Source organism: Leucobacter albus (assembly GCF_039528015.1).
GTDB lineage: Bacteria > Actinomycetota > Actinomycetes > Actinomycetales > Microbacteriaceae > Leucobacter > Leucobacter albus.
In genome coordinates this window covers 171,319-193,045 of sequence record NZ_BAAAKZ010000008.1, presented here as the reverse complement: position 1 = coordinate 193,045, position 21,727 = coordinate 171,319, and the positions used below count along the sequence as shown (strand labels likewise).

17 protein-coding genes and 1 tRNA gene are annotated in these 21,727 nt (G+C 70.4%); 11 read left to right on the top strand and 7 right to left on the bottom strand.

Translation table 11 applies throughout. The features are described 5' to 3' along the window. Positions 1-36 precede the first annotated feature (36 nt). The 4 genes from ABD115_RS10020 to ABD115_RS10005 all read left to right on the top strand — a co-directional run bounded on the left by ABD115_RS10020 (position 37) and on the right by ABD115_RS10005 (position 3,837). The gene (locus tag ABD115_RS10020) at positions 37-753 is read left to right on the top strand and encodes a biliverdin-producing heme oxygenase (RefSeq protein WP_343960582.1); all 717 of its coding nucleotides are present in this window, start codon (positions 37-39) and stop codon (positions 751-753) included. Continuing rightward, positions 750-1,130 (top strand): hypothetical protein, encoded by a 381-nt coding sequence (locus tag ABD115_RS10015; RefSeq protein WP_343960581.1) that lies wholly within the window; start codon positions 750-752, stop codon positions 1,128-1,130. Before ABD115_RS10020 ends, ABD115_RS10015 begins: the two co-directional genes overlap by 4 nt. Before the next feature lie 74 nt (positions 1,131-1,204). Continuing rightward, complete coding sequence (locus tag ABD115_RS10010; protein ID WP_343960580.1) at positions 1,205-2,707, top strand: Ig-like domain-containing protein; 1,503 nt, start codon at positions 1,205-1,207, stop codon at positions 2,705-2,707. Further along, positions 2,704-3,837, top strand: a complete 1,134-nt coding sequence (locus tag ABD115_RS10005; protein ID WP_343960579.1) for a hypothetical protein — start codon at positions 2,704-2,706, stop codon at positions 3,835-3,837. Before ABD115_RS10010 ends, ABD115_RS10005 begins: the two co-directional genes overlap by 4 nt. A gap of 227 nt (positions 3,838-4,064) precedes the next feature. Here ABD115_RS10005 and ABD115_RS10000 read toward each other — a convergent pair whose 3' ends face one another. After that, positions 4,065-5,837: a lipase family protein gene (locus ABD115_RS10000; protein WP_343960578.1), complete on the bottom strand. Its 1,773-nt coding sequence runs from the start codon at positions 5,835-5,837 to the stop codon at positions 4,065-4,067. Between the two features lie 82 nt (positions 5,838-5,919). Beyond that, entirely contained in the window at positions 5,920-6,372 is a 453-nt protein-coding gene (locus ABD115_RS09995; protein WP_343960577.1) for a hypothetical protein, read from the bottom strand. A gap of 181 nt (positions 6,373-6,553) precedes the next feature. Between ABD115_RS09995 and ABD115_RS09990 the strand changes: the two genes are divergently transcribed. Continuing rightward, a complete protein-coding gene (locus ABD115_RS09990) occupies positions 6,554-8,407 on the top strand; it encodes an ABC-F family ATP-binding cassette domain-containing protein (protein WP_343960576.1) in 1,854 nt (617 codons plus the stop codon). An 18-nt stretch (positions 8,408-8,425) separates the two neighbouring features. Here ABD115_RS09990 and serC read toward each other — a convergent pair whose 3' ends face one another. Continuing rightward, positions 8,426-9,580, bottom strand: coding sequence for a phosphoserine transaminase (gene serC, locus ABD115_RS09985; protein WP_382389413.1), 1,155 nt, complete (start codon positions 9,578-9,580; stop codon positions 8,426-8,428). Between the two features lie 131 nt (positions 9,581-9,711). Here serC and ABD115_RS09980 point away from each other — a divergent pair, with 131 nt between their 5' ends. Then, positions 9,712-11,502 carry an AAA family ATPase gene (locus ABD115_RS09980; protein WP_343960574.1) on the top strand — a complete coding sequence of 597 codons (1,791 nt, stop codon included), beginning with the start codon at positions 9,712-9,714 and terminating at the stop codon, positions 11,500-11,502. After that, positions 11,499-13,427: a VWA domain-containing protein gene (locus ABD115_RS09975; protein WP_343960573.1), complete on the top strand. Its 1,929-nt coding sequence runs from the start codon at positions 11,499-11,501 to the stop codon at positions 13,425-13,427. Before ABD115_RS09980 ends, ABD115_RS09975 begins: the two co-directional genes overlap by 4 nt. Positions 13,428-13,488: 61 nt before the next feature. Here the strand turns inward: ABD115_RS09975 and ABD115_RS09970 are convergent, their stop codons facing one another. After that, positions 13,489-14,331 carry a hypothetical protein gene (locus ABD115_RS09970; RefSeq protein ID WP_343960572.1) on the bottom strand — a complete coding sequence of 281 codons (843 nt, stop codon included), beginning with the start codon at positions 14,329-14,331 and terminating at the stop codon, positions 13,489-13,491. Beyond that, positions 14,328-15,182, bottom strand: a complete 855-nt coding sequence (locus tag ABD115_RS09965) for a glutamine amidotransferase (RefSeq protein WP_343960571.1) — start codon at positions 15,180-15,182, stop codon at positions 14,328-14,330. The genes ABD115_RS09970 and ABD115_RS09965 overlap by 4 nt, the downstream gene beginning before the upstream one ends. Before the next feature lie 53 nt (positions 15,183-15,235). On the opposite strand from ABD115_RS09965, the gene ABD115_RS09960 reads away from it, so the two are divergent. The 3 genes from ABD115_RS09960 (at position 15,236) to ABD115_RS09950 (ending at position 17,516) form a co-directional block, all read left to right on the top strand. Beyond that, positions 15,236-15,306 (top strand) — tRNA-Cys (locus tag ABD115_RS09960). Positions 15,307-15,357: 51 nt separating this feature from the next. Continuing rightward, positions 15,358-16,026, top strand: coding sequence for a non-canonical purine NTP pyrophosphatase (locus tag ABD115_RS09955; RefSeq protein ID WP_343960570.1), 669 nt, complete (start codon positions 15,358-15,360; stop codon positions 16,024-16,026). Continuing rightward, a complete protein-coding gene (locus ABD115_RS09950; RefSeq protein WP_343960569.1) occupies positions 16,023-17,516 on the top strand; it encodes an L-lactate permease in 1,494 nt (497 codons plus the stop codon). The genes ABD115_RS09955 and ABD115_RS09950 overlap by 4 nt, the downstream gene beginning before the upstream one ends. A gap of 8 nt (positions 17,517-17,524) precedes the next feature. On the opposite strand, the gene ABD115_RS09945 is transcribed toward ABD115_RS09950, so the two are convergent. Continuing rightward, the gene (locus ABD115_RS09945; RefSeq protein ID WP_343960568.1) at positions 17,525-19,234 is read right to left on the bottom strand and encodes a thiamine pyrophosphate-dependent enzyme; all 1,710 of its coding nucleotides are present in this window, start codon (positions 19,232-19,234) and stop codon (positions 17,525-17,527) included. A gap of 97 nt (positions 19,235-19,331) precedes the next feature. Next, complete coding sequence (locus ABD115_RS09940) at positions 19,332-20,237, bottom strand: LysR family transcriptional regulator (protein WP_343960567.1); 906 nt, start codon at positions 20,235-20,237, stop codon at positions 19,332-19,334. 122 nt (positions 20,238-20,359) lie between these two features. On the opposite strand from ABD115_RS09940, the gene ABD115_RS09935 reads away from it, so the two are divergent. Continuing rightward, complete coding sequence (locus ABD115_RS09935; protein WP_343960566.1) at positions 20,360-21,718, top strand: MFS transporter; 1,359 nt, start codon at positions 20,360-20,362, stop codon at positions 21,716-21,718. Positions 21,719-21,727: the final 9 nt, after the last annotated feature.

The window sequence follows — 21,727 nt, the reverse complement described above, 5'->3', positions numbered from 1 at the left end:
CACCCGTTTCGATAGTTATTTCCAGAAGGAGACACGATGAGCGCATCCGATCACCGCGACCCAGCCGGGTCGCTCTCCGCGCGCTTGCGAGAAGTATCATTTGGCGGCCACGGCGGCGGGAAGAACTGGTCGGGCGACGGCCCCGGCCAGCAAGACCCTCGTTTTGCAAAGGCATACATGCGAGGCGGGCTGAACCGCGAGGGCATTGCGGCTCAGGCCGCGCAACACTTTCTCATGTACGAGGCGCTCGAACGCGCCGCCGAACTGCACCACGAACGGCTCGGCGACAGCTTCGAGTTCTGGCTCCCAGAGCTGCATCGACTGCCGAGACTCACCGCAGATCTTGAGCACTGGATTGGCTCGAGCTGGCAGACGCTCGTGCGCGAGCGCTACAACACGGCAGGCATCGCGGCGTATGTTGACCGCCTGAACGCGGTCGCCAGCACCTCGCTGCCGCTCTTTGTCGCCCACCATTACACCCGCTACCTCGCGGATCTGTCTGGCGGGTTGATGATCGCGCGGGCCTTCCGCGAGAGCTACGGTATGGAGGGCGACACCGGTACGCGGTTTTACACCTTCGACGAGATTTCCGACCCGAAGGCGTACAAGGCCGCCTATCGCGAGCGGCTCGACAACGCGGGCTTCTCGGCGGCCGAGCAGGCCGAGATCGCCCGAGAGGTCGCGCTCGCCTACGATCTCAACAACAACGCTGCGGCAGATCTCGAACGCCGGTACAAGGAGTACGCCGCATGAGGCGGCGAGTAGCGATCACCCTGACGGGGGCCCTCGCTGCGGCCGTGCTGCTCGCTGGCTGTACGTCGGCAGAAGACGGGGCTCGACCGCAGGCAGCCGAGGTATCACCGGTCGTTGCGATGCTCCCCGTCGGCGAGCTCGGTGGGGCACCCGGGCAATTGGCGGTTGGCGAGGAGATCGAGGTCGTCGTCGACACCCCAGACATCGACTGGGAGATCACGAGCAGCGACCCCGCTGTGGTGCAGCTCGCCGACACCGACAAGAACCCCGGAGTTGTGCGCCTGATCGCGGTTGCTGAGGGCGCCGCCGACATCGTATTCGACGGCGGCGACGCCGAGGCCCGCGACGAGCTTCACGTGACCGTGGGGAAGGGGTAGGGGTGGGCATGCGTGCCGCCTCACCGCACCCCCGCGGGGCCGCCTCTCGAAAGCCGCCCGCGAGGGCGGCAGCCGTGACGGTGCTGGCCACGACGGCGCTCCTCGCGGGAGCGCTCGGGCCAGCCGCCCCCGCGTTAGCCGCAACGGTGCCCCATGGGTCTGCTGAGGTCGAGATCGCCGCTACCGATGTCGCCGCGACGCAGGTCACCGTCGCCTTCCCTGTTCCGGCCAGGCAGGCGAACTACCTGCTTGGCCGGGCAGCGCCCGTGAGCGCGCGGGTGACCGCGGTCAGCGCCCACACCGGCGACACCGGTGGCTCGGCGCACGCTGCGCCCGTGGCTGCGCCCGAGGGCAAGGTCGAGTTCTTCGACGGCGCTGTGTCGCTTGGCGTTGCTCCGGTTGACGCAACCGGCACCGCCTCGCTCGAGACGGCGCTGTGGCCGGCCGCCGGCGAACGCGCGATTACCGCGACGTTCACCCCGGCGCCAGGTGCGCCCGTTGCGGGCTCGACAAGCTCGCCACAGACGTACCGGGTCGTCGACCTCGCACGCGTGGTGCCAGACATCGAGCTCGGGGCGACGCGCGCCGCGACGATCACGGAGGCACAGCTTGACTGGACAATTGCGAATATCTGGTTCAGCAATTTCGCGGTCGGGTTTGACCGCGAGGTGCTCGGCGGGAACGCGAGCCTCCCGGCGGCAGAGGTTGGCTCAACGATCGCAGAGAAACAGGCGTACTACTTTCGCCCGTTCAGCTTCACCGCGGGCACGGGAACGCGAGATAGCGCGGGCAACCGCGTGATTGAATTCAGCGGCTCGGCCAGGCTGACCTCGGGGAGCGGCAATCGCTGGGACTTCGTCGACCCGCGACTACACGTAAACGCGGCCGGAGACGGGTACATCACCGCGCTGTTCAGCGGTTTCTACCATATCGGTGGCCTGCAGGAGTACCCGGAGCAGCGACTGACGATCGCGACATTCACCGGGGCCGAGTTCGGCAGGGAGGGGGCGGATCGCCTCACGGCCGATATTCCCCTCAACTGGGAGGGGCAGGCGGGAGCGATGGGCAGCTGGGCGCGCGGCTTCGACAGCTCGTTTCCCAATGAGTTTGTTGCCGTGTTGAACCCCGGTATCAGCCTCTTCTTCACCGGGTCTGGGGTGTCGACCGATGCGTCGAAGGCCCCGCACCCTATTCGCGTCGGGTTCACAGAGCACCCACTCGCTGACCCAGGTGGGCCCGGTGGGCCCGGTGGGACTGACGGCCCGGGTGGGACTGACGGCCCGGGTGGGACTGACGGCCCCGATAATTCGGGCGGCACGGGCGGCACGGGTGGCACGGGCGGCCAGACGTCAACCCAGCCAAGCGGCGAGCATCGCGGAGCTGCCGCCGGCACGGCCAATACGCCTCGCGAACTTGCGCGCACCGGCACCTCAACGGCTGGCCAGCACGGCAACCACCGTGCCGCAGTCGCTGCTGCGGTCGTGGCCACGGTGATGCTTGGCGGCGGCGCGCTGCTCGCCGGCGCCTTCGCTGCTCGACGTCGGGGGCCGAACCCGACAGGGGCAACACCGAGGTGACGGGCGTCGTGGAGCGAGGCCCGTCGCCAGATTCGTCGTTCCGAGGCTCGGGCGACGCACCAGACGACAGCGGCCTCACTGGGTTCGAGGAGCTGCTCCGATCCGCGGGCGCGGCCGCCGATGCCGCCGATGCCGCCGATGCCGGCACTGTGCGTGGCGCCATCGGTGGCTCCGGTGCCACGGCCGGAGGTGGTGAGACGGGCAACACCGGAGACCCGGGAGCTCACGACACCACAGGCGACCGTTCCCGCCGCGCAGGCCGTTCCCGCCGCGCAGGCCGTTCCCGCCCCGGCGCGGGGTCCGTGCGCAGCGCAATCATGGGGCGGCGCGTGCTCGGGGCCGCCCTCGGCCTCGCGTTCGTGCTCGGTGTCGGCGTCGTCGGCACCGGGGCGGTGCTGCAGATCGGAGAGCGCCAACGCGCTGCCGCAGAGCGCGTGCTCGCGGCCGCCGACTCCCCAACGCCACCGCCTGCGCACGCACCTGAGGGGTCGCGGCTGGCGACACCGAAGCCAGAGACACCGAAGCCAGAGACACCGAAGCCAGAGACATCGAAGCCCGCGCGCGTGGTTCCAACGGGCGTCGACCCGCGCTGGGTCGCCGATGTTGCCGCAGACACCGGCATTCCTGAGCGCGCGTTGACAGGCTACGCGGCCGCTGCGCTCCGGCTCGCACGCGAGCAACCGGAGTGCGGGCTCGGGTGGAACACACTCGCCGCCATCGGTTTCGTCGAATCTGACCATGGGCGCATGAACGGGGCCGCGCTCGACAGCAGCGGCCGGGCCCTGCCTCGAATCGTGGGGGAGCAGCTCAACGGCATCGAGTTCTTGGCGGTGCCCGACACCGACAGCGGAGTGCTCGACGGCGACGCTACCTGGGACAGGGCTGTCGGCCCGATGCAGTTTCTCCCCGCGACGTGGGCTCAGTTCGGTCGCAGCGCGAACCCGCAGCAGCGGCCCAATATCGACAGCATCGACGATGCAGCGCTCGCCGCCGCTTCACTGCTCTGCAGCGCGGGCACCGACCTGCGCGACGCCGGCGCGTGGATCGCGGCAATCGACGGCTACAACTCGAGCATCGCCTACAACAACGATGTCGCCGAGGCCGCCGACTTCTACGGCCGGTTCGGCTAACGGCCCCGCCCCGCGAGCCCCGCCGCACCGCCTGCGCGGATTCTCGACCGCCACCGGGCCTGCGTTCGATAGGTAATCTGCAGTAGATCGGCAGAAACCGCGGGTCTCTGACCGTGGGAGTGCTGATCTCCGGCCCACGGGCTGCTCAACCCCGGGCCCTGGCCGCGGTCACCCGCCGCCCCCGCACCGCGCCCCCGCACCGCCTCGGCACCGCCCCCGCACAGCGCCTACTTCGCCACGGCGTCGCAGTTGGGAGTCGCCGGCGCCCCCGCGGCGCGGTCGAGCGTCCACTGAACGAGCTGCGGCGTCAGCGGCGAGTCGGCGGCGACGAGCGACAGGTGGTCGAGCCCAGCGTACGGGCGGTAGTCGATCTCGAGGCCGTCTTCGCAGCGTGCCCGCACCCAGTCGAGCTGCTGGTCGGGCTTCACGAGCGGGTCGGCGAGCCCCTGCGCGACGAGCACGGGGGCGGCGAACGGGCCGGTCGGCGTCTGGGCGCGCAGCAGCTCGCCGAAGGCGCCGTCGAGCACCGCGTCTGGGAAGATCTGGTTGGGCACCTGGGTGCCGTGCAAGATCGCCGATAGCGCGTCTTTCCCGTTGAAGCAGAGGCTCTCGATCTTGTCGACGCCGCGGGCAGAGCCGGGGGTGAGCTGCGACGCGAGCTGCAGCTCTGGGTACAGCTCGCTCCACGTCGAGGCGATGTACGCAGAGACCGTCTTTCCGGTCGCCTCGGTCTTATTCACCTCGGCAAGCCCGTAGAGATCTGCCGCTGGTGCGAAGGCGGCGATGCCCTGCAGCGTGATCTCCGGCGCGTACTCGGCTGCGACCTGGCCCGTCCAGAGAGACCCCTGCCCGCCCTGAGAGTGCCCCCACACGACAGTCTCGGATCCGACACTGATTTCGGCGAACTCCCGAGCCGCGCGGGTCGCATCGAGCACGTTGCGCGCCTCGGCGTCGCCGATGAGATAGGGGTGGGTGCCCGAAGTGCCCAGCCCGATGTAGTCGGAGGTGACCGCGGCCCAGCCGTGCTCGACGACCATCGTCTCGAGGGCCGCCCCCGCCCCGTCGGCGAGCGGCGTCGCGCTCAGCGAGGGCGCGCACTTCGCGGCGACCCCCGTCGTGCCGTGCGCGATGGAGAGCAGCGGGAGCTCCCCGTCTGCGCGGTTCTTCGGCGCGACGATCGTGCCGCTCGAGACGGCTGGGGTGCCGTCGAAGGTCGTTGTCGTGTACAGAATGCGCCACCCCTCGGCGCCCTTCGGAATGCCCGTGCGCAGCGGCTCAGAACGAATCAGGCGGCCCGGCTCGCTCGGCACCTCCGCGGGCGGCACGTAGAACCTACCTGGCTCGGGTAGCGGAACGCCGCCGAGCGCCCAGCCCGAGCCGAGCGCCACGCCGACGGCGAGCACGAGGGCGAGCGAGGCGCCGATCGTGCGCGACCAGCGCGCCACCCTGCCGCGCGGTCGGTCGGTGCGCGGTGCGCGGCGATACATCGCCGCCATCACGAGCTGCAGCCCGAAGAATACGAACCAGGTGCCGACCCCGAGCCGGAAGAAGGTGAGCGTGAGCACAGGCCACGCGAGCGCGACGACGCCAAACACGATGCTGGCGAGCGCGATGACGATGCTCGTCGCGCGCTGATCGCCGCCGTGGCGGATCACCTGCACCGTCTGCAACACACCGTGCCCGATGAGTGACGCGCCAACGAGAAACGCGAGCCACGGCGCTCCGCCCGCAGGCCACACGGCGATGATCGCGCCGAGCACGAAGAGCACCGCGCCGAACACGCGCGCGGAGACGCGGGTGAAGCCGTCGATCGTGGGCAGCAGCGCTGCGGCAATACCGGCGAGCGCCAGGCCGATGCCCGTGACCACAGCAATCTGGTGCGTCGTCAGTGGGGCGAGCACGAGCAGCACGCCGAGGCCGACACCGGCGATACCGATGAGCGCACGAACCGGGCCAACAAACGACGAGAGCGAGGCGGTGATCGTGGTTTTCAGCGGCACTTCGTTGCCCTCACTTGGTTCAGCTACGCCCTGGGGTGAGCGGACAATACGTTCGATATGACGCGTTTAGAATACCGTGTGGTCACGCCTCCACGGTGACATCGAGAATCTCGTTGTCAGGCCCGAGATAGACGGCGGGCCAGTAACCCTCGGGGAAGTGCTCGCCGGTCGTGTCGTCAAAGTGCAGCACCAGTCCGCCGCCTTGCGCTGCCGCGAGGGTCTGCAGCGCCAGGCCTCTGGCCGCCTCCTCGCGGTCTGAGTCCGTGGGATCCTCATCGCTGAACTCGGTGACGATCGCGTCGGTGGAGCGCCGCACGAGCGCCGGCAGCTGCGCGAGGGCGGAGGCGAGCCGCTCGGCGAGGGCCTCCACGACCTTCGGATCACTGCTTTCGACGAGCAGTTCGATGGTTGCCCCGGCGACCTCAATCTCGCCGCCGTAGCTGTCCATGAAGTGGACATCGCCGTCGGTGAGCGTGAACGATGAGCGGCTCAGCGTGCCAAGGATCGGGTGGGTGACGTCTGGGTGCGCGGTCATACGGCAAGCGTACCGGCGGTGCACAGCATCCATCGGCCGAGCCCTGAAGCTCCGGCCCCCCGGCACACAGGCCAGTCGACTATTCTCGATAGGTACTCCTTCCGACGCGCGCCGCGTATCGGGCGGCGACGCCCGTGGCGATCGACTGCGTCGGGGGATCCACGCGACTATTGAGGCAGGTATGGCGCATATTCTCGGGGCTGAGGCCCTGCATCTTGAGGTGCCCACGAAGACGGTGTTCGACTCAGTGACGCTTGGCGTCGACGAGGGCGATCGCATCGGCATCGTCGGCCGAAACGGCGACGGTAAATCCTCGCTGCTCATGATGCTCGCCGGGCGGCGCGAGCCAGACTCCGGCCGCGTCACCTACCGCGGCGGCACCACGATCGGCGTGCTCGACCAGGCTGATCAGTTCGACGACGGCGAGACCGTCGGCAACGCGATCGTTGGCGACACCCCCGAGTACGAGTGGGCTGGCGACCCAAAGGTGCGAGACGTCATCGCCGGCCTCGTCGCCGATCTCTCGTGGGGTGCGGAGCTCGAATCGCTCTCGGGCGGCCAGCGCCGCCGCGTCGCCCTCGCGCGCCTGCTCGTCGGCGACTGGGACGTATTGTTTCTCGACGAACCGACGAACCACCTCGATGTCGAGGCGGTGGCGTGGCTCGCCGAGCACCTGAAGCGGCGCTGGCCAGCGAACCAGGGCGCACTGCTCGTCGTGACCCACGACCGCTGGTTTCTCGACGAGGTGTGCACCGCGACCTGGGAGGTGCACGACCGCATCGTCGAGCCGTTCGAGGGCGGCTATGCCGCCTACATTCTGCAGCGCGTCGAGCGCGACCGGCAGGCGGCCGTCATCGAGCAGAAGCGGCAAAACCTCGCCCGCAAGGAGCTCGCCTGGCTGCGTCGCGGCGCACCGGCGCGCACCGCGAAGCCGAAATTTCGCATCGACGCCGCAAACGAGCTCATCGCCGACGTTCCCGAGATTCGCGACAAGGTGTCACTGCAGTCGATGGCGGTCTCCCGGCTCGGCAAGGAAGTCGTGAACATCCTCGACGTCGACGTTTCATACTCCGACCCAGCAACGGGTGAACCGCGAGAGGTGCTCACAGACATCGAATGGCGGCTCGCCCCCGGCGAGCGCACCGGCATTCTCGGAGTGAACGGTGCGGGCAAGTCGACGCTGCTCGGCCTCATCTCGGGGGCGGTCGAGCCGACGAGCGGCACCGTGAAGACCGGCAAGACCGTGAAGGTCGCCCAGCTCACGCAGCGCCTCGACGAGCTCGAACAGCACCTCAACGAGCCGGTGCGCGTCGTCATCGGGCGCCTGCGCACGAGCTTCACCGTCGGCTCAGGTTCGAAGGCGCAGGAGCTCACCCCGGGCCAGCTGCTCGAGCGCATGGGCTTCACGAGCGCGCAGCTCTCGACACCGGTGAAAGACCTGTCTGGCGGGCAGAAGCGCCGCCTACAGCTGCTGTTGATCTTGCTCGATCAGCCGAACGTGCTCATTCTCGACGAGCCAACCAACGACCTCGACACCGATATGCTCGCCGCGATGGAAGACCTGCTCGACTCGTGGCCCGGCACCCTCATCGTCGTCTCGCACGACCGATACTTCCTCGAGCGCGTCACCGACCAGCAGTACGCGATTCTGGGTGGGCGCCTCAGGCACCTGCCAGGGGGCGTCGACGAGTACCTCAAGCTGCGCCAGGCCGAGGAGCGCGCGAAAGAGGCCGCGGTGGCGGGGGGCGGATCGGCGGGCGCCGCCGGCGGGGTGCAAGCCTCGAAGGCCGCCCAGCCCGCGCAGCCGAAGCTCTCGGGGCGCGAGCTGCGCGACGCTCAGAAGGAGCTGGCTTCGGTGGAGCGGAAGATCGAGCGCATGCAGCGAGACATCAAGACCGGGCGCGAGGGGCTTGCCACGCTCGACCAGGGCGACTACCAGCTGCTCAACGCCGAAATGGCGAAGATCACCGCGCTCGAGGCAGAGGTCGACGAGCTCGAGCTGCGCTGGCTGGAGCTCTCGGAGCTGCTCGGCTGACACTCGGCCGGCACCCCGTCAGCGGGCCGCGGTCGCCTCGCTGCCGGCGAGCAGGTGCGGCACGAGCACGTCGAAGTTGCGCAGCAGCTGGTCGATGTCTGTTTCGGTGACCGAGACGTAGGTGCCGATGCGAAGCTGGTTCTGCCCCACGCCGCTGTAGCCGTCGATGTCGACGATGCCGCAGCTGCGCAGCATGGCGCTCATGGCCTTCACGTCGACGCGCCTGTCGAACTCGATCACCGCGTTTGTCGGCGAGCGCAGCGCCGGGTTCGCGACGAACGGGAAGGCGTGCTCGCACTGATCGGCCCAGTCATAGATCTTCGTTGCGAGCGAGCGCGTGTGGGAGGCCGCCCAGCCGAGCCCACCCTGCGCGAGCAGCCACTCGAGCTGGCTGTCGAGCAGCATGAGGGTGGCAATTGCCGGCGTGTTCAGCGTCTGCTGCTTGCGTGACTGCTCGATGGCGAGGTGCAGGTTGAGAAACTCGGGGATGAAGCGGCCCGACGCGGCGATGCGCTCCGCCCGCGCGGCTGCTGCCGGCGAGACGAGCGCGACCCAGAGCCCGCCGTCTGAGCCGAGGTTCTTCTGCGGCGCGAAGTAGTAGACATCGGCGTTCGCCGCGTCGAAGCCGATGCCGCCCGCCGCGCTCGTGCCGTCGATGAGCGTGATGGCGCCGTCTGCCTGGCCAACGCGCCAGACCGGTGCGACGACACCAGTGGAGGTCTCGTTGTGGGCCCAAGCGTATGTGTCGATGTCGGGGGCGTGCTCGGCGAGCACGAGCTCGCCGTGCGGCGCGGTGCGCACGTCAGGCGTCGCGAGCCACGGCGCCGCTGCCGCGCGCGCCATGCGGTTGCCGAACACGCCAAAATCGAGGCACTGGGCGCGCTGCTCGATGAGGGAGGCTGCGGCGATGTCCCAGAAAGCCGTGGATCCACCATTTCCCAGCACGATCTCGTACCCGGCTGGGGCGCCGAAGAGCTCGAGCAGGCCGCGTTGAATGCGGCCGACGAGGCGCTTCACGGGCTCCTTTCGGTGCGATGTGCCGAGCACGCCGTCGGGGTCGGCGACGAACCTGTCGAGCTGCTCCCGACGAATCTTGGCCGGCCCGCTGCCGAGTCGACCGTCTTCGAGCGGAAATCTCGGCAGCGTGCGTGGGTAGGGAGTGGTCACGGGCAGCGTCCTTTGCTTGGGTCGGGTGAGCTGAGCCGATGCGACTCCGCGGTAACTTATGTCCTATGACAAAGTGTAGCATTGGCTTGTATGTATTTTGACGGCGCTCTCTGTGGCGCTGAATGGGGGCAGGGCAGATGACATCACCCGGGATATCGGCGACGCACGAGCGCGTGAGCGCGGAGGCTGAGGCGGCCCAGCGCGTGCCCTGGCCGGGTGTGACGGGGCGCGAGGCAGTCGAAGACCCGGCCGCCGCCGGTGACCTCGGCCGAGATTTGGGAGGCCACAGCGCCGACCCGGCGGGTGACATCGCGGGCCCGGTGAGTGACACCGCGGGCGTGCGTGTCGACGCCGCGCCTGCCGACCCGCTCGGGGCATCGGTGACCCACCAGGCCGAAGAGCTGCGCGCGACGCTCCGGGGGCTCAGGCGAGCGTTGCGCGCCGACTGGCTCGGCGCCTACGGTCAGCCGTGCGACCTCGCGAGGCTCAGGGCCGAGCCTGGCTGGCGGCCGCCCGCGACCGAGGCCGCGCGCGAACCCGACGCTGCCGCTGCCGACGCCGCTGCCGCGATCGACTTCGGCGTCGCCTCGCTCTTGGCTGCCGAGGAGCGCTGGCGCGAGCTGCTCGCAGACCCCGGCCACGCTCGGGTGCTCGGTGCCGCCAGCTCTGCCCGTGCGGGGGCGCTGCGAGCGGCGCTCGCCGCGACCGCTCAGCGGGCGGGCGGTGCTGGGAGCCCCGGCGAAGCCTTCGGCGAGGGTTCGCGGTCGCTGGCGCCCGAGGCTCTCGTGCGGCACGCGGCGCGCCAGCGCAGGAGGCTGAGCGCCGCGGAGCAGGTGGCGGTGGTGCCGGGCGCCGACGCACCGGGCGCTTGGGCGCCCGTGGCCGCCCAAACCAACACGCCCAACGTCGCACCCGGCGGGGGCGCCCCGGCCGGCGCGCTCGCGGCGGCGCTCGAGATTCGCGTGCGGCAGGCGAGGCGAGAGCTCGCCTCGGGGCTCATGCTGAGCGAGCCAATGCGGGAGCTCATCGCCGCGACGACTCCGGCGCTGCTCGCGGGCTCACCGGTGCTCTTCATCGGCGAGACTGGCGGGGCCAAGACCGCGCTCGCCGAGCGCCTCGCGGCGGTGGGTGGATCTCCCGACCACGAGTTCGTCTCGGGCTACGGCGACATCACGAGCGCGCAGGTGCTCGGCTCTCACGAACTGCGCGCGGAGCACGGCGCAACCACCACCGCGTTTGAGCCCGGTCCGCTCCTGCGCGCAATGCGGCGGGGCGTGCCCATCATTCTCGATGAAATCAACGCGATGCCGCCCGAGTTCTTGAAGCGGCTCAACCGCATCTTGCAGCTGCGCCCCGGGGCGACGTTTGCGGTGCAGGAGCAGCCGGGCCACTCCGTGACGATTGCCCCCGGGTTCGCCGTCATCGCGACGGCGAACGAGTACGCGCCCGAGCGTTACCGGGGCATCGAACCGCTCAGCGCCGAGCTCGTGAACCGCTTCGGCGCCAACACCTACCGCGTGCACTACCCCGACGCCGGCCTGAGCGCGAGCGACGTGCCTGCAGAGAACCTGCTGCTCGCGGCAGCCGTGGTCGCCGACGAGTCGGGTTCGCTCCCGCCCGGGCTCGGCATCGCCGAGCTCGAACCGCTGGCCCGGGCCGCGTTTATCAGCCAGCAGGTGTTTACGGGCAACCGCGGCGACGGCTTCGCCGACTACATCGGCACCGAGCGCGACCTCGACGACCTGCCGGGGCTGAGCGAAACCGTGATCGCGCCACGCACGCTCGCGGCGCTACTCGACGGGGTGATGCTGCAGGGCGGTGCGAGCGCGCTGCCCGGCGCGCTTGAGCGCTTTGCCGACGGAATCGTGCACGCCGACGACCGGGCCGTGCTGCGCCTGATTCTCTCGAGTCAGGGGCTGCTCGAATGAGGCCCGGCGAGGCGTCGCCTGAGCCCCGGCTTGCAACGCACCTCGCCGCTGCCGGGCGGCTGCTCGGTGTGCGGCTCACACTCGTCGACGGGTGCGAGTGGCAGTTCGAGGCGGGCGGGGTGCGCGTCGGCGCCCACTATTTCGCGAGCCGCGGGCACGACGATCGCGAGGCGACGGCGCTGACGCTGCGCGAGCTGTGGCTGCCGGCGGGCGGCGGAAACTCGCAGGGCCGTGAGCTGCGGCGCTCACGCATTCTTGCGGCGCGGCCCGACCTCGCCACGCTCCTCATCACGGTCGACAGGCTCCAATCGCAGCGGCTGTTGCTTTCGGCGATGCCGGGGCAGCTCGATCCGCTCATCGCGGCGACAGGGCGCGGCATCCCCGCAGACCTGCTGGAGTGGTCGCCGGCCGCGCAGTGGCTCGGGCTCCTGCTGCGCGCCTCGCTTGGTCTCGACACGGTCGCTGCCGCGCCGGTCGCCGAGCAGTTCACGCCCGAGGTGCGGCTGGCGCTCGCGGGCTCAGCTGGCCCCGAGGCGGTGGCGGCCTTCGACAGGCTGCTCGCCGCAGTGCTGCCCGGCTACCTTGCGCTGGCGAGCGGCTCGGGGCTCGCAGAGCAGGGGGCAGCCGGAGCCGCAGCCGGCCCCGAAAACGGCGAGGCAGCGGCGATCGACCTGGGTGCCGGCGACCGCGCCGAGGGCGCGGGGGCTACCGAGGCTGAGGAAGGCGCGGATGCCGACGCCTCGGGCGATGCTGAGGCACCGCGGGAGCCCGAGCTCGGCGGCGACGAGCCTGAGCAGCCCGACATCGAGGCTGCCGCCTCGATCGATGCCGATGCGGCGGTCGAAACTAACTCATCCAAGTTTCCGAGCGTGCTGAGCGACACGCCAGTGCCTGCCGAGCGCCCGCGCGGTGCCGGGCTCTTGGCCGCGCCCTCGCTCGATGCACCGTCGGCCGAGCCGCCGGCCATATCGTCGACCGAGCCCGGCACGAGCGAGGCTCCGACGCGGCGCTGGGCTCCGGCAGACGGCGGTGCGTCGCTCGCGGAGTATCGGTACCGGCTGCGCGGCCACGGTGCGGAGGTGCGTGCGGTGCGAGAGGTGTGGCGCCGCTTGCTCCAGGCGCAGCTGCGCACGCGGCAGCGCGATGCGCGGCGGGCGAGCCCTGAGGCCGGCACGCTGCACACCGAGCGGCTCGCCGCAACGGTCGCCGAGGCGCGCGGCGGGAACCCGCGGCCGCACGCCTACCGGGGCAGACGCGCGGTTGTGCAGCCGGGCCCCGGGCTCGGCCGCACCGATTACCTGCTCGTGCTCGACCGCTCGGGCTCGATGCAGGGCGGTGCGGCGCAGCTGTGCGCCGACGCTGGCATGGTGTTTCTCGAGGCACTCGAGGCGGCAGCGCGAGACATTCGCGACATCGACGCGCGGCACCGCGTGCGCTCTGCGAGCCTCGTGCGCTCTGGGCTCATCGTGTTCGACCGCGAGCCGGCGGTGGTGAAGCGCTGTGCAGAGCGGCTCACCGACGGGCACCGGGCGGCGCTGCGGCACACGGTGAGTGCTGCGGAGGGCGAGACCAATCTGCGGCTCGCGCTCGAGCTCGCGGAGCGGGAGCTGCGGGTGGCGAAGCGCGAGGGTGCTGGCGCCACCGTTCCAGTGCACCGTGCGACCCCGGGGCGCGGCGCGCCGCGGCGGGTGCTGGTGTGCATCAGCGACGGCGGGTTCTCGAGCCAGGCCCACGACGCCGAGGCCACGGCGGCAGCGGCGTCGATCGCTCGGCTGCGGCGTGACGGCGTCGACACCTGGGGCATCGGAATCGGCGGTCTGGGCGGCATGGAGCTGTTTGCGCCGCACGCGCAGTCGATTGCCTCGCTCAGGCAGCTCCCCGACGCGATTGCGCGGCTGCTCGTCGACACGGCGCGGCGCGGGTAGCTGGCCGCCCCTGGGCGGCAGCCGTGGGCACCCGCAGCGCCGCGCCTGCCGCGCGCCGGGCCTATCGCGCGCCGCGCGAACCGACGTGTGCACCGCGGTCGGCGCGCACCCGTGCGCTCAAGCGGATCGCGTCGGTTGCTGCGTCGTACGTGTGGCGCGCCGCGAGCGCCGGGTCGGGCAGTGCGCCGGCAAGCCAGGTAAAGCTGTGCTCATCGACGAGCGGCAGCCCGGCGAACCGCAGCGACGCCTGCAGCGCGAGCATTTCGGGGAGCGATGGCGCGGCGGCGGCCACCTCGGGTGTGAGGGGTTCGCCGAGGCCCCCGGGCGTTGCCGCGGCAGATATCCACCGCAGGGTCCAGGTGACGGGGCCGCGCGCAGCTCGCGCGCGCACCGCACCCACACTCGCCGCGGGAGCGCGATCGAGCGCCGGCAGCCACCTGCGCAGCTCGGTCGCGCACGCGATGGCGGGGAGGAGCGCCGTGTGGGCCGCGGCGCGCTGCCACGCCCGGAGCCCGAGCCCGTGCGGGGCGAGAATCGGCACGAGCTCGCTCGCCGGAGCGCTGCCGGGGCCCTCGGCGGCTCCGCGCGCAAAGAACTCCTCGAGCGCTGGCACTGGGGCGCTGAGCGCGCTGCCGATCGCGCGGGCTGAGGCGTGCGCGGTCGCGAACAGGGCGTTGTGCGCGGGGTGCGGCGTGGTCTGGAACGCTTGCCCCCACTCGCCGCCTCGGAGCCTGGCGAGCCGCTCGGAGGCGGCATCGGCTGCCGGGCTCTCGCCCGCCCCGAGAAATGCGGCCTCCGGCACGAGCGCGCTGGCGGTGTCGCCCAGATCACCAGCACCCGGCACCCGCGGGCGAGCGCTGCGGCTCGATGCGGCGAGGGGTCGGTGAGCGGGCGCGCCGCTCACTGCGCGACCTGGGGGTCGGCCTGGGGCCCGACCAGGGAGCCGGCCTGGGAGCCGCCCCGGGCGGCGGCCTCTCGGTTGCCGAAACCAGCCGTCGCCGCGCCGGGGAGGCGGCCGAGCCAGCCGCGCAGCGCCGCGCGCCCGGCGGTTTGGAGGGCTGGGCCGAAATGCGCGGCCTGGTGTCTGATGGCGTGCGGATCCACCCCCGCGGCACGCAGCTCGACCGCGTGGCCGACGAGCCAGTGCTCGATCGCGGTGTGCTCCGCCTCGAGGTGAAACTGCAGTGCGAGCACGTGTTGACCGTAGCTGAAGGCCTGCACCGGGGTGCGCGAGGAGCGCGCGAGGTGGCGCGCGCCGGGCGGCAGTGAAACGTGCTCGCCGTGCCAGTGCAGCACCGACCTGTTGGCAAGGGGCGCGAGCACGCTCTGCGCGCCCTCGGGAGTCAGGGTGAGGGGCGCATACCCGATTTCTGGCCGACCGAGCTGGGTGACCTGCCCGCCCATGGCCTCGGCGATGAGCTGCGCTCCGAGACAGATGCCGAGCAGCGGCCTGTCGCTGTCGAGCCAGCGGCGAATGAGGCGTTTTTCTTCGTGGAGAAACGGGTAGGTGGCAGTGTCGGTCGCACTGATCGGGCCGCCGAGAATGACGAGCAGGTCGCCGTCGGCCAGATCGCCCGGGTGGAGCGAATCGGTGCCAGCGTCGCGGATCCGCACCTCGTAGCCGAGCTCACGAAGCACGCCGCCGAGGTGACCTGGCCCCTCGAATGAGACGTGGCGAATGAGGTAGGCGACGCCGCGCCGGGGCCGAATCGGGGCGTTGGTGAGCGGCGTGTGCTCGGCGATTTGACTTGTCATAGGACAAACCATAACATGGTCTATGACGCGACCAACGGTCGCCGAGGGAACCCGGTGGGGTGACCGAATGGCTAGGTAGCAGCCCGCAAGGCTGCGCACGCAGGTTCGACTCCTGCCCCCACCTCTCAGCGCGCACGCGGCGAACCCGCTGCGCCAGTGATCAGTGGAGAACGCGATGTCACACCCCCTGCAATATGTGCTTGCGACCCACAACGCCGCGAAGATCGCCGAGTACGCCGACATTGTCGGCCACTATGCCCCGGGGTGGGCTGCGATCGCCCCGAGCGGTGCAGAGCCAGCCGAGACCGGCACGAGCTTCGCCGAGAACGCCCTGATCAAGGCGCGCGCGGCACACGCGGGCGCGGGCGGGCTGTGCCTCGCCGACGACTCCGGAATCTGTGTCGACGTGCTCGGCGGCGCTCCGGGCATTTTTTCTGCCTACTGGGGCGGGCGGGCCAAGGACCCGGCGGTCAACCGGCGGGTGCTGCTCGAACAGCTCGCCGATATCCCCGCGCCGCACCGGGGCGCCCACTTCGCCTCGGCGCTCGCACTCATCGAGCCAGACGGCACCGAGCACATTGCCGAGGCAAAGTGGCACGGCCGGCTTGCCGTTGCGCCCGCGGGCGACGACGGCTTTCCGTACGACTCAATCTTCGTGCCGCTCACACCCGTGGCGCCACCGGGCGCGAAGCTGGCTGGCGCGGGGCTGGCTGGCGGTGCCGCGCGCGGCGGTGACGCCCGCACGGTTGCGCAGTGGGACTCGCGCACCAGGCACCTCGCCTCGCACCGTGCGCTCGCGTTTCGGCGGCTCGTCGGGGTCTTCGCGAAGCAGCGCTCGGAGTGAGCGCGCCCGTCGCCGCGCTGCTTGCGGCCGGCCCGATTCTTGCCGTCGTCATCGGTATCGCGTGCAGGCTGCAGTCGCGCACCGCCGCCCTCATCGGCTTGGCGGTCGCGGCCGCGGTGACAGCGCTGTGGTTCCCGACACCGCCCGCTGCGCTCGCCGCCGCGGCCGCGACCTGGGCACCGACCGCGCTCGCGGTGATGCTCATTCTCGCAGGCGGAATATGTTTCGCCGAGGCAGGCCGGGCGGCCGGAATCCAGGCCGCAATCTCGGGGTGGCTGCAGCGCACCTTCGGGTCGGGCCTCGCCGCCGTGCTTGCGATCGTGCACGGTCTCACCCCGCTGACCGAGAGCCTTACGGGTTACGGAGTTGGGGCGGCCATCGCGATTCCCCTCGTGCTCGCCCTCGGCGTCGACGGCCGGCGGGCCGCTGTCATCGGGTTGTGCGGTCTGTGCACGGTGCCGTGGGGGTCGATGGGGCCGGGCACCCTCATCGCCGCGCAGCTCAGCGGGGTGCCGCTTGGCGCCCTCGGCGTCGCAAGCGCGGTGTTCACCTTCCCCGTGACGATCGCAGCCGGCGTCGCCGCGGCCTGGATCATCGCTGATCGGGGAGGGCGCCTGCGTGCGGCCACGCTCGGCGCGGCGTCGGGGGCGCTGCTGGCCGCGAGCATTCTCGCGGCGAATCTGCTCGTTGGCACGCCGCCGGCCGGTGCGATTGGCGCCATTCTCACGCTGCTGGTGCACGCGGGCGTGCGCGCTGTCGCGGTGGGCCGCGGCGCCGGTGCGAGCCGCGGCGCCGGTGTGGGCCGCGGCGCCGGTGTGGGCCGCGGCGATGAGGGCCGCGACGCGCCGGCCCTCATCGCCGCGGTGGTGCCTTACGCCATCGTGCTCGGCGGCATGCTGGTGGCGACGACCGCGTTCAGGCTCGCCCCGGGAGCCCCGGAGTTGCTTGCAGCGGTGCTCGGCTCACCAGCCTGGTGGCTCGGGTGTGCCATCGCGTACATCTTTCTGACGGCAGAGGTGCCGCGGTGGGAGGTCGTGGCGACCGCGCTGCGCATGTGGGGGCGGGTCGCCCCGCCGACGGCGCTGTTCATGGGCCTCGGCGTGCTTATGAGCACCGCCGGTCTCTCGCACGCGATCGCGGTTGGCCTGGCCTCGCTCGGCATCGGCTACCTCGCGGTGCTCCCGTTTCTCGCGGCGTGCAGTGGCTTTATCGCGGGCTCGAATACGGGAGCGAACGCGCTCGCCGCAGCGTCGCAGGCGGAGGTGGCCCGGGCGCTCGCGCTCGATGTCTCGCTCGCGATGGGGGCGCACAACGCCGCGGCGTCGGCCTCGGTGATGGTTGCCCCCGCGCGCATCGAGCTTGCCGCCCAGCTCGCCCGCGTGCCCGGCGAGCGGAACCGGGTGATGGCGACGATGCTCGCTACCGTCGGGGCGAGCTGCGTCGGAATCGCCGCGCTGAGCTTTGCGCTGCTCGCGCTCGGCGTGCTGTAGCCGCGGCGCTACTCGGGGAGCAGCACCGCCGGGTCGACGTGCACGTGCACGAGCGCGACCTGCCCTGAGGCGACCGCGGCGAGCGCTCGGGTCACCGCCCCCTCAATTTCGTCATCGCTCGAAACCTCCTCTGCGTGCGCACCGTAGGCAGCAGCCAACCCGGCGAAGCTTGGGTTGGTGACCTGAGTGCCAGAGACGCGGCCGGGGTATTCGCGCTCCTGGTGAATGCGAATGGTGCCGAACTGCCCGTTGTCCATGACGACGGCGAGGAAGGCGGCACCCTCTTGCACGGCCGTTGCGAGTTCTTGGCCGTTCATCAGAAACTCGCCGTCACCCGCGAGGGCGAGCACGTTGCGGTGCGGGTGAGCGAGCGCGGCGGCGGTTGCTCCGGGAATCGAGTACCCCATCGACCCGTTGCGCGGGGCGAGCTCCGAGGGCGAACTGGTGGAGTCGAAGAGGGCTCCCCAGGCGCCGTGGTTGCCCGCACCCATTGCGATGATGGGGTCTGGGAATAGATCGGCGATGCGCGCGGTGAGGCGTGTCATGCTTGCGACGCCGGCGGGCGCGCTCGGCGCGAGCACCGCCCGACTCGCGAGGAAGTCGGCGCGGAGCTCGGTGCTCCACGCCGCGCGCGGGGCGGATCCGTTGGCATCGTGCGCCGCTGCGGGTGCCGACGCCTCCGGTGTCGTGCGTGCCGCGAGCTGTGCCAGTGCCTGCACCGCGACCCGGGGTGTGGCAAGCAGGTGCTCGTCGACTCGCCCATGGTGGCCGCGCAGCGCAGCGTCACCGCTGAGCACGACGGTGCGCGAGCCGGGGGCGTGGGCGACGCGGTACGAGTCGGTTGCGGTGTCGGTGAGGCCGCCGCCGACGCACACGACGAGGTCGGCCTCACCGAGCGCCCGCACCGCGTGCGGCGGGCCTCCGAAGGCACTCTGGCCGATGTAGGCCGGCGACGACGTCGCGATACGCCAGGTGGCGTGCCAGTCGGCCATTACCGGGAGCTCGAGGCGCTCGGCGGCCAGTTGTAGCGTGGCGACAGACTCCGCGTCCCACCCCTCGCCCGTCATGAACACTAGCGGGCGTCGCGCCTGTGCGAGCTGCTCCTCGAGCGCCGCGAGCTGATCGGGCGACACGGCGCCCTCGGCGACCGGGTAGGGGTCGACAATGGCACCGGCGAACCCGCTCGCGACGATGTCTTCCGGCAGGCCAACGATCACCGGCCCCTGGCGGCCACTGCGCGCCGCATGGAATGCCTCAGCGACGACCTCGCTCGCTCGCTCGGGGGCGTCGAGCACGAACACGCGCTTCGCTTGGCTGCCGAACCACGCCCTCGGATCGAACTCCTGAAAGGCCTCGCGGTCGCGGTCGGGGGCAGGTATGAGGCCCACGAAGAGCACGAGCGGAGCGGCGTCTTGCCAGGCGGTGTGCACGGCAACGAAGGCGTTTGCTGCGCCAGGGCCGCGGGTGACCATGGCGACACCAACGCTGCCGGTGGCCCGCCCGTATGCGTCTGCCATGTACGCCGCGCCGCCCTCTTGCCTGCACACGACGTTGTGAATCGCTGTGTCGTAGAGCCCGTCGAGCACGGCGAGGTAGCTCTCTCCCGGCACCGTAAAGACGCGGTCGACGCCGTGGCGCTCGAGCGAGCGGGCTATTGCCAGGCCGACGTGTTCGGCCCCGGGTGTGCTCGGTGCGCCACTGCGCTCGGAAATCGGCATTGCTCTTCTTTCGGTCGTTCTCTTGCACGGAGTGCACTGATACGGAGGAGCCTAAAAGCCCACCACCATATCCACAACGACCAGAAAGGTTACCTTCTTATGCGGTTTTGTTATGCCATGGAAACACCTGATTGCGCATGAACTGGGAGAGCTCGGCCGCGATCAGAGCGAGTTGCTCGGCGGCGTAGTGCTCGCGCTGCCAGCACGCATAGAGGCTCATGCGCAGCTCGGCGCCGTCGGCAGTTGTGATCGGGGCTACCCACAGCTGCGCATCCAGCACCGACGTTGTGACAATTACCCCGCGGCCGGCCGCGGCGAGCGCGCGGCTCGTGGTGTCGGAGGATTCGACGACGTGGGGCCCGAGCGGCAGGCCATCTCGGCGATAGGCGCGATCGAGCTCTTGCCGGCTCATGCTGGTGGGTGGCGGCAGAATGAGAAACTCCCGCGCGAGTTCGGAGATCGGAATCGTGCTCGGGCTTCCGGCGGCGATGCGGTGGTCTGGGTGGGCCGCAGCGATCACGGGGAACGAGCCGAGGTGCACTGAGGCGACCAGCTCTGACGGTGGCGCAGGGGTGATCGCGAGGTCGGCTCCCGAGAACAGCGCGCCCTCGACCTCCCCGTGAGCCACCTCTCGGCACAGCACGAGCGGGGCCGCTGAAGGGAGTGATCGGATGAAGGGCGCGAGGAGGCTGTCGGCGGTCGCGCGTGTGGTCGCGCACACGACGCGCTCGAGACTGCCAGCGCGGAGGCTCTGGGTCGCGCGCTCGGCAAGGCTCGCCTGGTCGAGGAGTGTGCGGGCGATAGCCTCGAGCTGGTGCGCGGTCGGCGTTGGGCGCAGCCTGCCGCGCTCGCGATCGAAGAGGTGGAGCCCGAGCTCGTCTTCGAGTGTGCGGATCTGCCGACTGAGCGCCGGCTGTGCCACGTGTAGGGCGTCGGCGGCGGCCATAAGCGTGCCGTTGTCGATAACAGCGAGAAAATAGGTGAGGCGTCGAAGGTGCAGCATAGGTATCGCATTTCGGTATAGCGGGCATGCATAAGTGGTCGTAGACAGTATGGCATCGTCGCGGGATTCTGGTCTGCAGCACTGGCGAGGCCGCCAGCACCCTAGACCCAACGGAGGGACACATGAGTACAGCAGGGCTCACCGCAGACCAGAAACGACGCAGAGCAGTCGTTGGTGCCTTCGTCGGCACCGCTATTGAGTGGTACGACTTCTTCATTTTTGGCACCGCAGCAGCGCTCGTGTTTGGTCCGGTGTTCTTCCCGGTCGCCGACCCGGCGGTCGGAATTCTCGCGAGCTTCGCGACGTTCTGGGTCGGGTTCCTCGCCCGACCGATTGGCGGGGTGCTCTTCGGGCACCTCGGCGACCGAATCGGCCGCAAGAAGGTGCTTGTCGCGACCCTGTTTCTCATGGGCATCGGCACGACTGCCATTGGTTTGCTCCCGACTTACGCGCAGGTCGGCGTGCTCGCTCCGATCCTGCTCATTCTGCTCCGCGCGATGCAGGGCCTAGCTGTCGGCGGCGAGTGGGCTGGGGCGACGGTCATGGCGACCGAGAGCGCGAAGGGTGGCAAGCGCACAGGCGCCGGAATGTGGGTGCAACAGGGCTCGCCAGCCGGCTCAATTCTCGCGACGCTCGTCTTTCTCGCGGTCGGAACGCTGCCCGACGACGCCTTCATGAGCTGGGGCTGGCGCGTGCCGTTCCTGCTGTCGGCAGTGCTGCTCATCGTGGCCCTCGTGATCCGCTCCCGCGTCGAGGAGTCGGAAGACTTCGCGCAGACCAAACAGCAGCAGCAGATCGTCAAGGTGCCCCTCGTCGAGGTGTTCCGAGTGACCCCGGCGATCGTGTTCTTCGGGGTGCTCGCGAGCTCACTCGGCATTTCCGCCGCGTTCTTCCAGAACACCTTCCTGGTGTCGTGGTGGACAAACGAGCTGCAGGGCGACCGGCAACAGATCTTGCTACTCGTGTTCATCATGGCGGTGGGCCAGTTCGTGTGGCAGCCGATCTCTTCCCTTATCGCCGGCAAGATCGGGCGCAACCGGGTGATGTACCTCGGCGTGCTGCTGTCGATTCTTGTCACGGTTCCCTACTTCTTCGCGATTCTCAGCGGCAACATGGTGTTCCTCGTCGTCACGATGTTTGTACTCATGATGGGCGGCGCAGCGTACTACGCGATGCTCGCGAGCTTCCTGTCTTCGATGTTCCCGCCGAACGTGCGCTACACCGGCGTCGCGCTCGCGAACGGGCTCTGTGCCGTGCTCATCGGCGGCTCAACCCCGGTGATCGCGCAGGCCATTCTCACCGCAGCGGGCCCGTGGGGCGTCGCCGCGTTCTACCTGGCGATCTCGGCCCTCACGCTCCTCGGCATTTGGGGGGCGGTTCGCTCCCGTGCGCGCTACTTCGCCCGCACGGGAGAGGTCGACACCGAGGCCGTTGACAGCGAAGCGGTAAACGAGGGCGCGGCTCCGTCTCGCAGCAACTAGCAAAACTCA

Bases quoted from the DNA above. Each gene is read 5' to 3' on its own strand.
- ABD115_RS10020 (WP_343960582.1), top strand. From the start codon at position 37: ATGAGCGCATCCGATCACCGCGACCCAGCCGGGTCGCTCTCCGCGCGC.
- ABD115_RS10015 (WP_343960581.1), top strand. From the start codon at position 750: ATGAGGCGGCGAGTAGCGATCACCCTGACGGGGGCCCTCGCTGCGGCC.
- ABD115_RS09995 (WP_343960577.1), bottom strand. From the start codon at position 6,372: ATGACCGCGCACCCAGACGTCACCCACCCGATCCTTGGCACGCTGAGC.
- ABD115_RS09990 (WP_343960576.1), top strand. From the start codon at position 6,554: ATGGCGCATATTCTCGGGGCTGAGGCCCTGCATCTTGAGGTGCCCACG.
- ABD115_RS09980 (WP_343960574.1), top strand. From the start codon at position 9,712: ATGACATCACCCGGGATATCGGCGACGCACGAGCGCGTGAGCGCGGAG.
- ABD115_RS09975 (WP_343960573.1), top strand. From the start codon at position 11,499: ATGAGGCCCGGCGAGGCGTCGCCTGAGCCCCGGCTTGCAACGCACCTC.
- ABD115_RS09965 (WP_343960571.1), bottom strand. From the start codon at position 15,182: ATGACAAGTCAAATCGCCGAGCACACGCCGCTCACCAACGCCCCGATT.
- ABD115_RS09955 (WP_343960570.1), top strand. From the start codon at position 15,358: ATGTCACACCCCCTGCAATATGTGCTTGCGACCCACAACGCCGCGAAG.
- ABD115_RS09945 (WP_343960568.1), bottom strand. From the start codon at position 19,234: ATGCCGATTTCCGAGCGCAGTGGCGCACCGAGCACACCCGGGGCCGAA.
- ABD115_RS09940 (WP_343960567.1), bottom strand. From the start codon at position 20,237: ATGCTGCACCTTCGACGCCTCACCTATTTTCTCGCTGTTATCGACAAC.
- ABD115_RS09935 (WP_343960566.1), top strand. From the start codon at position 20,360: ATGAGTACAGCAGGGCTCACCGCAGACCAGAAACGACGCAGAGCAGTC.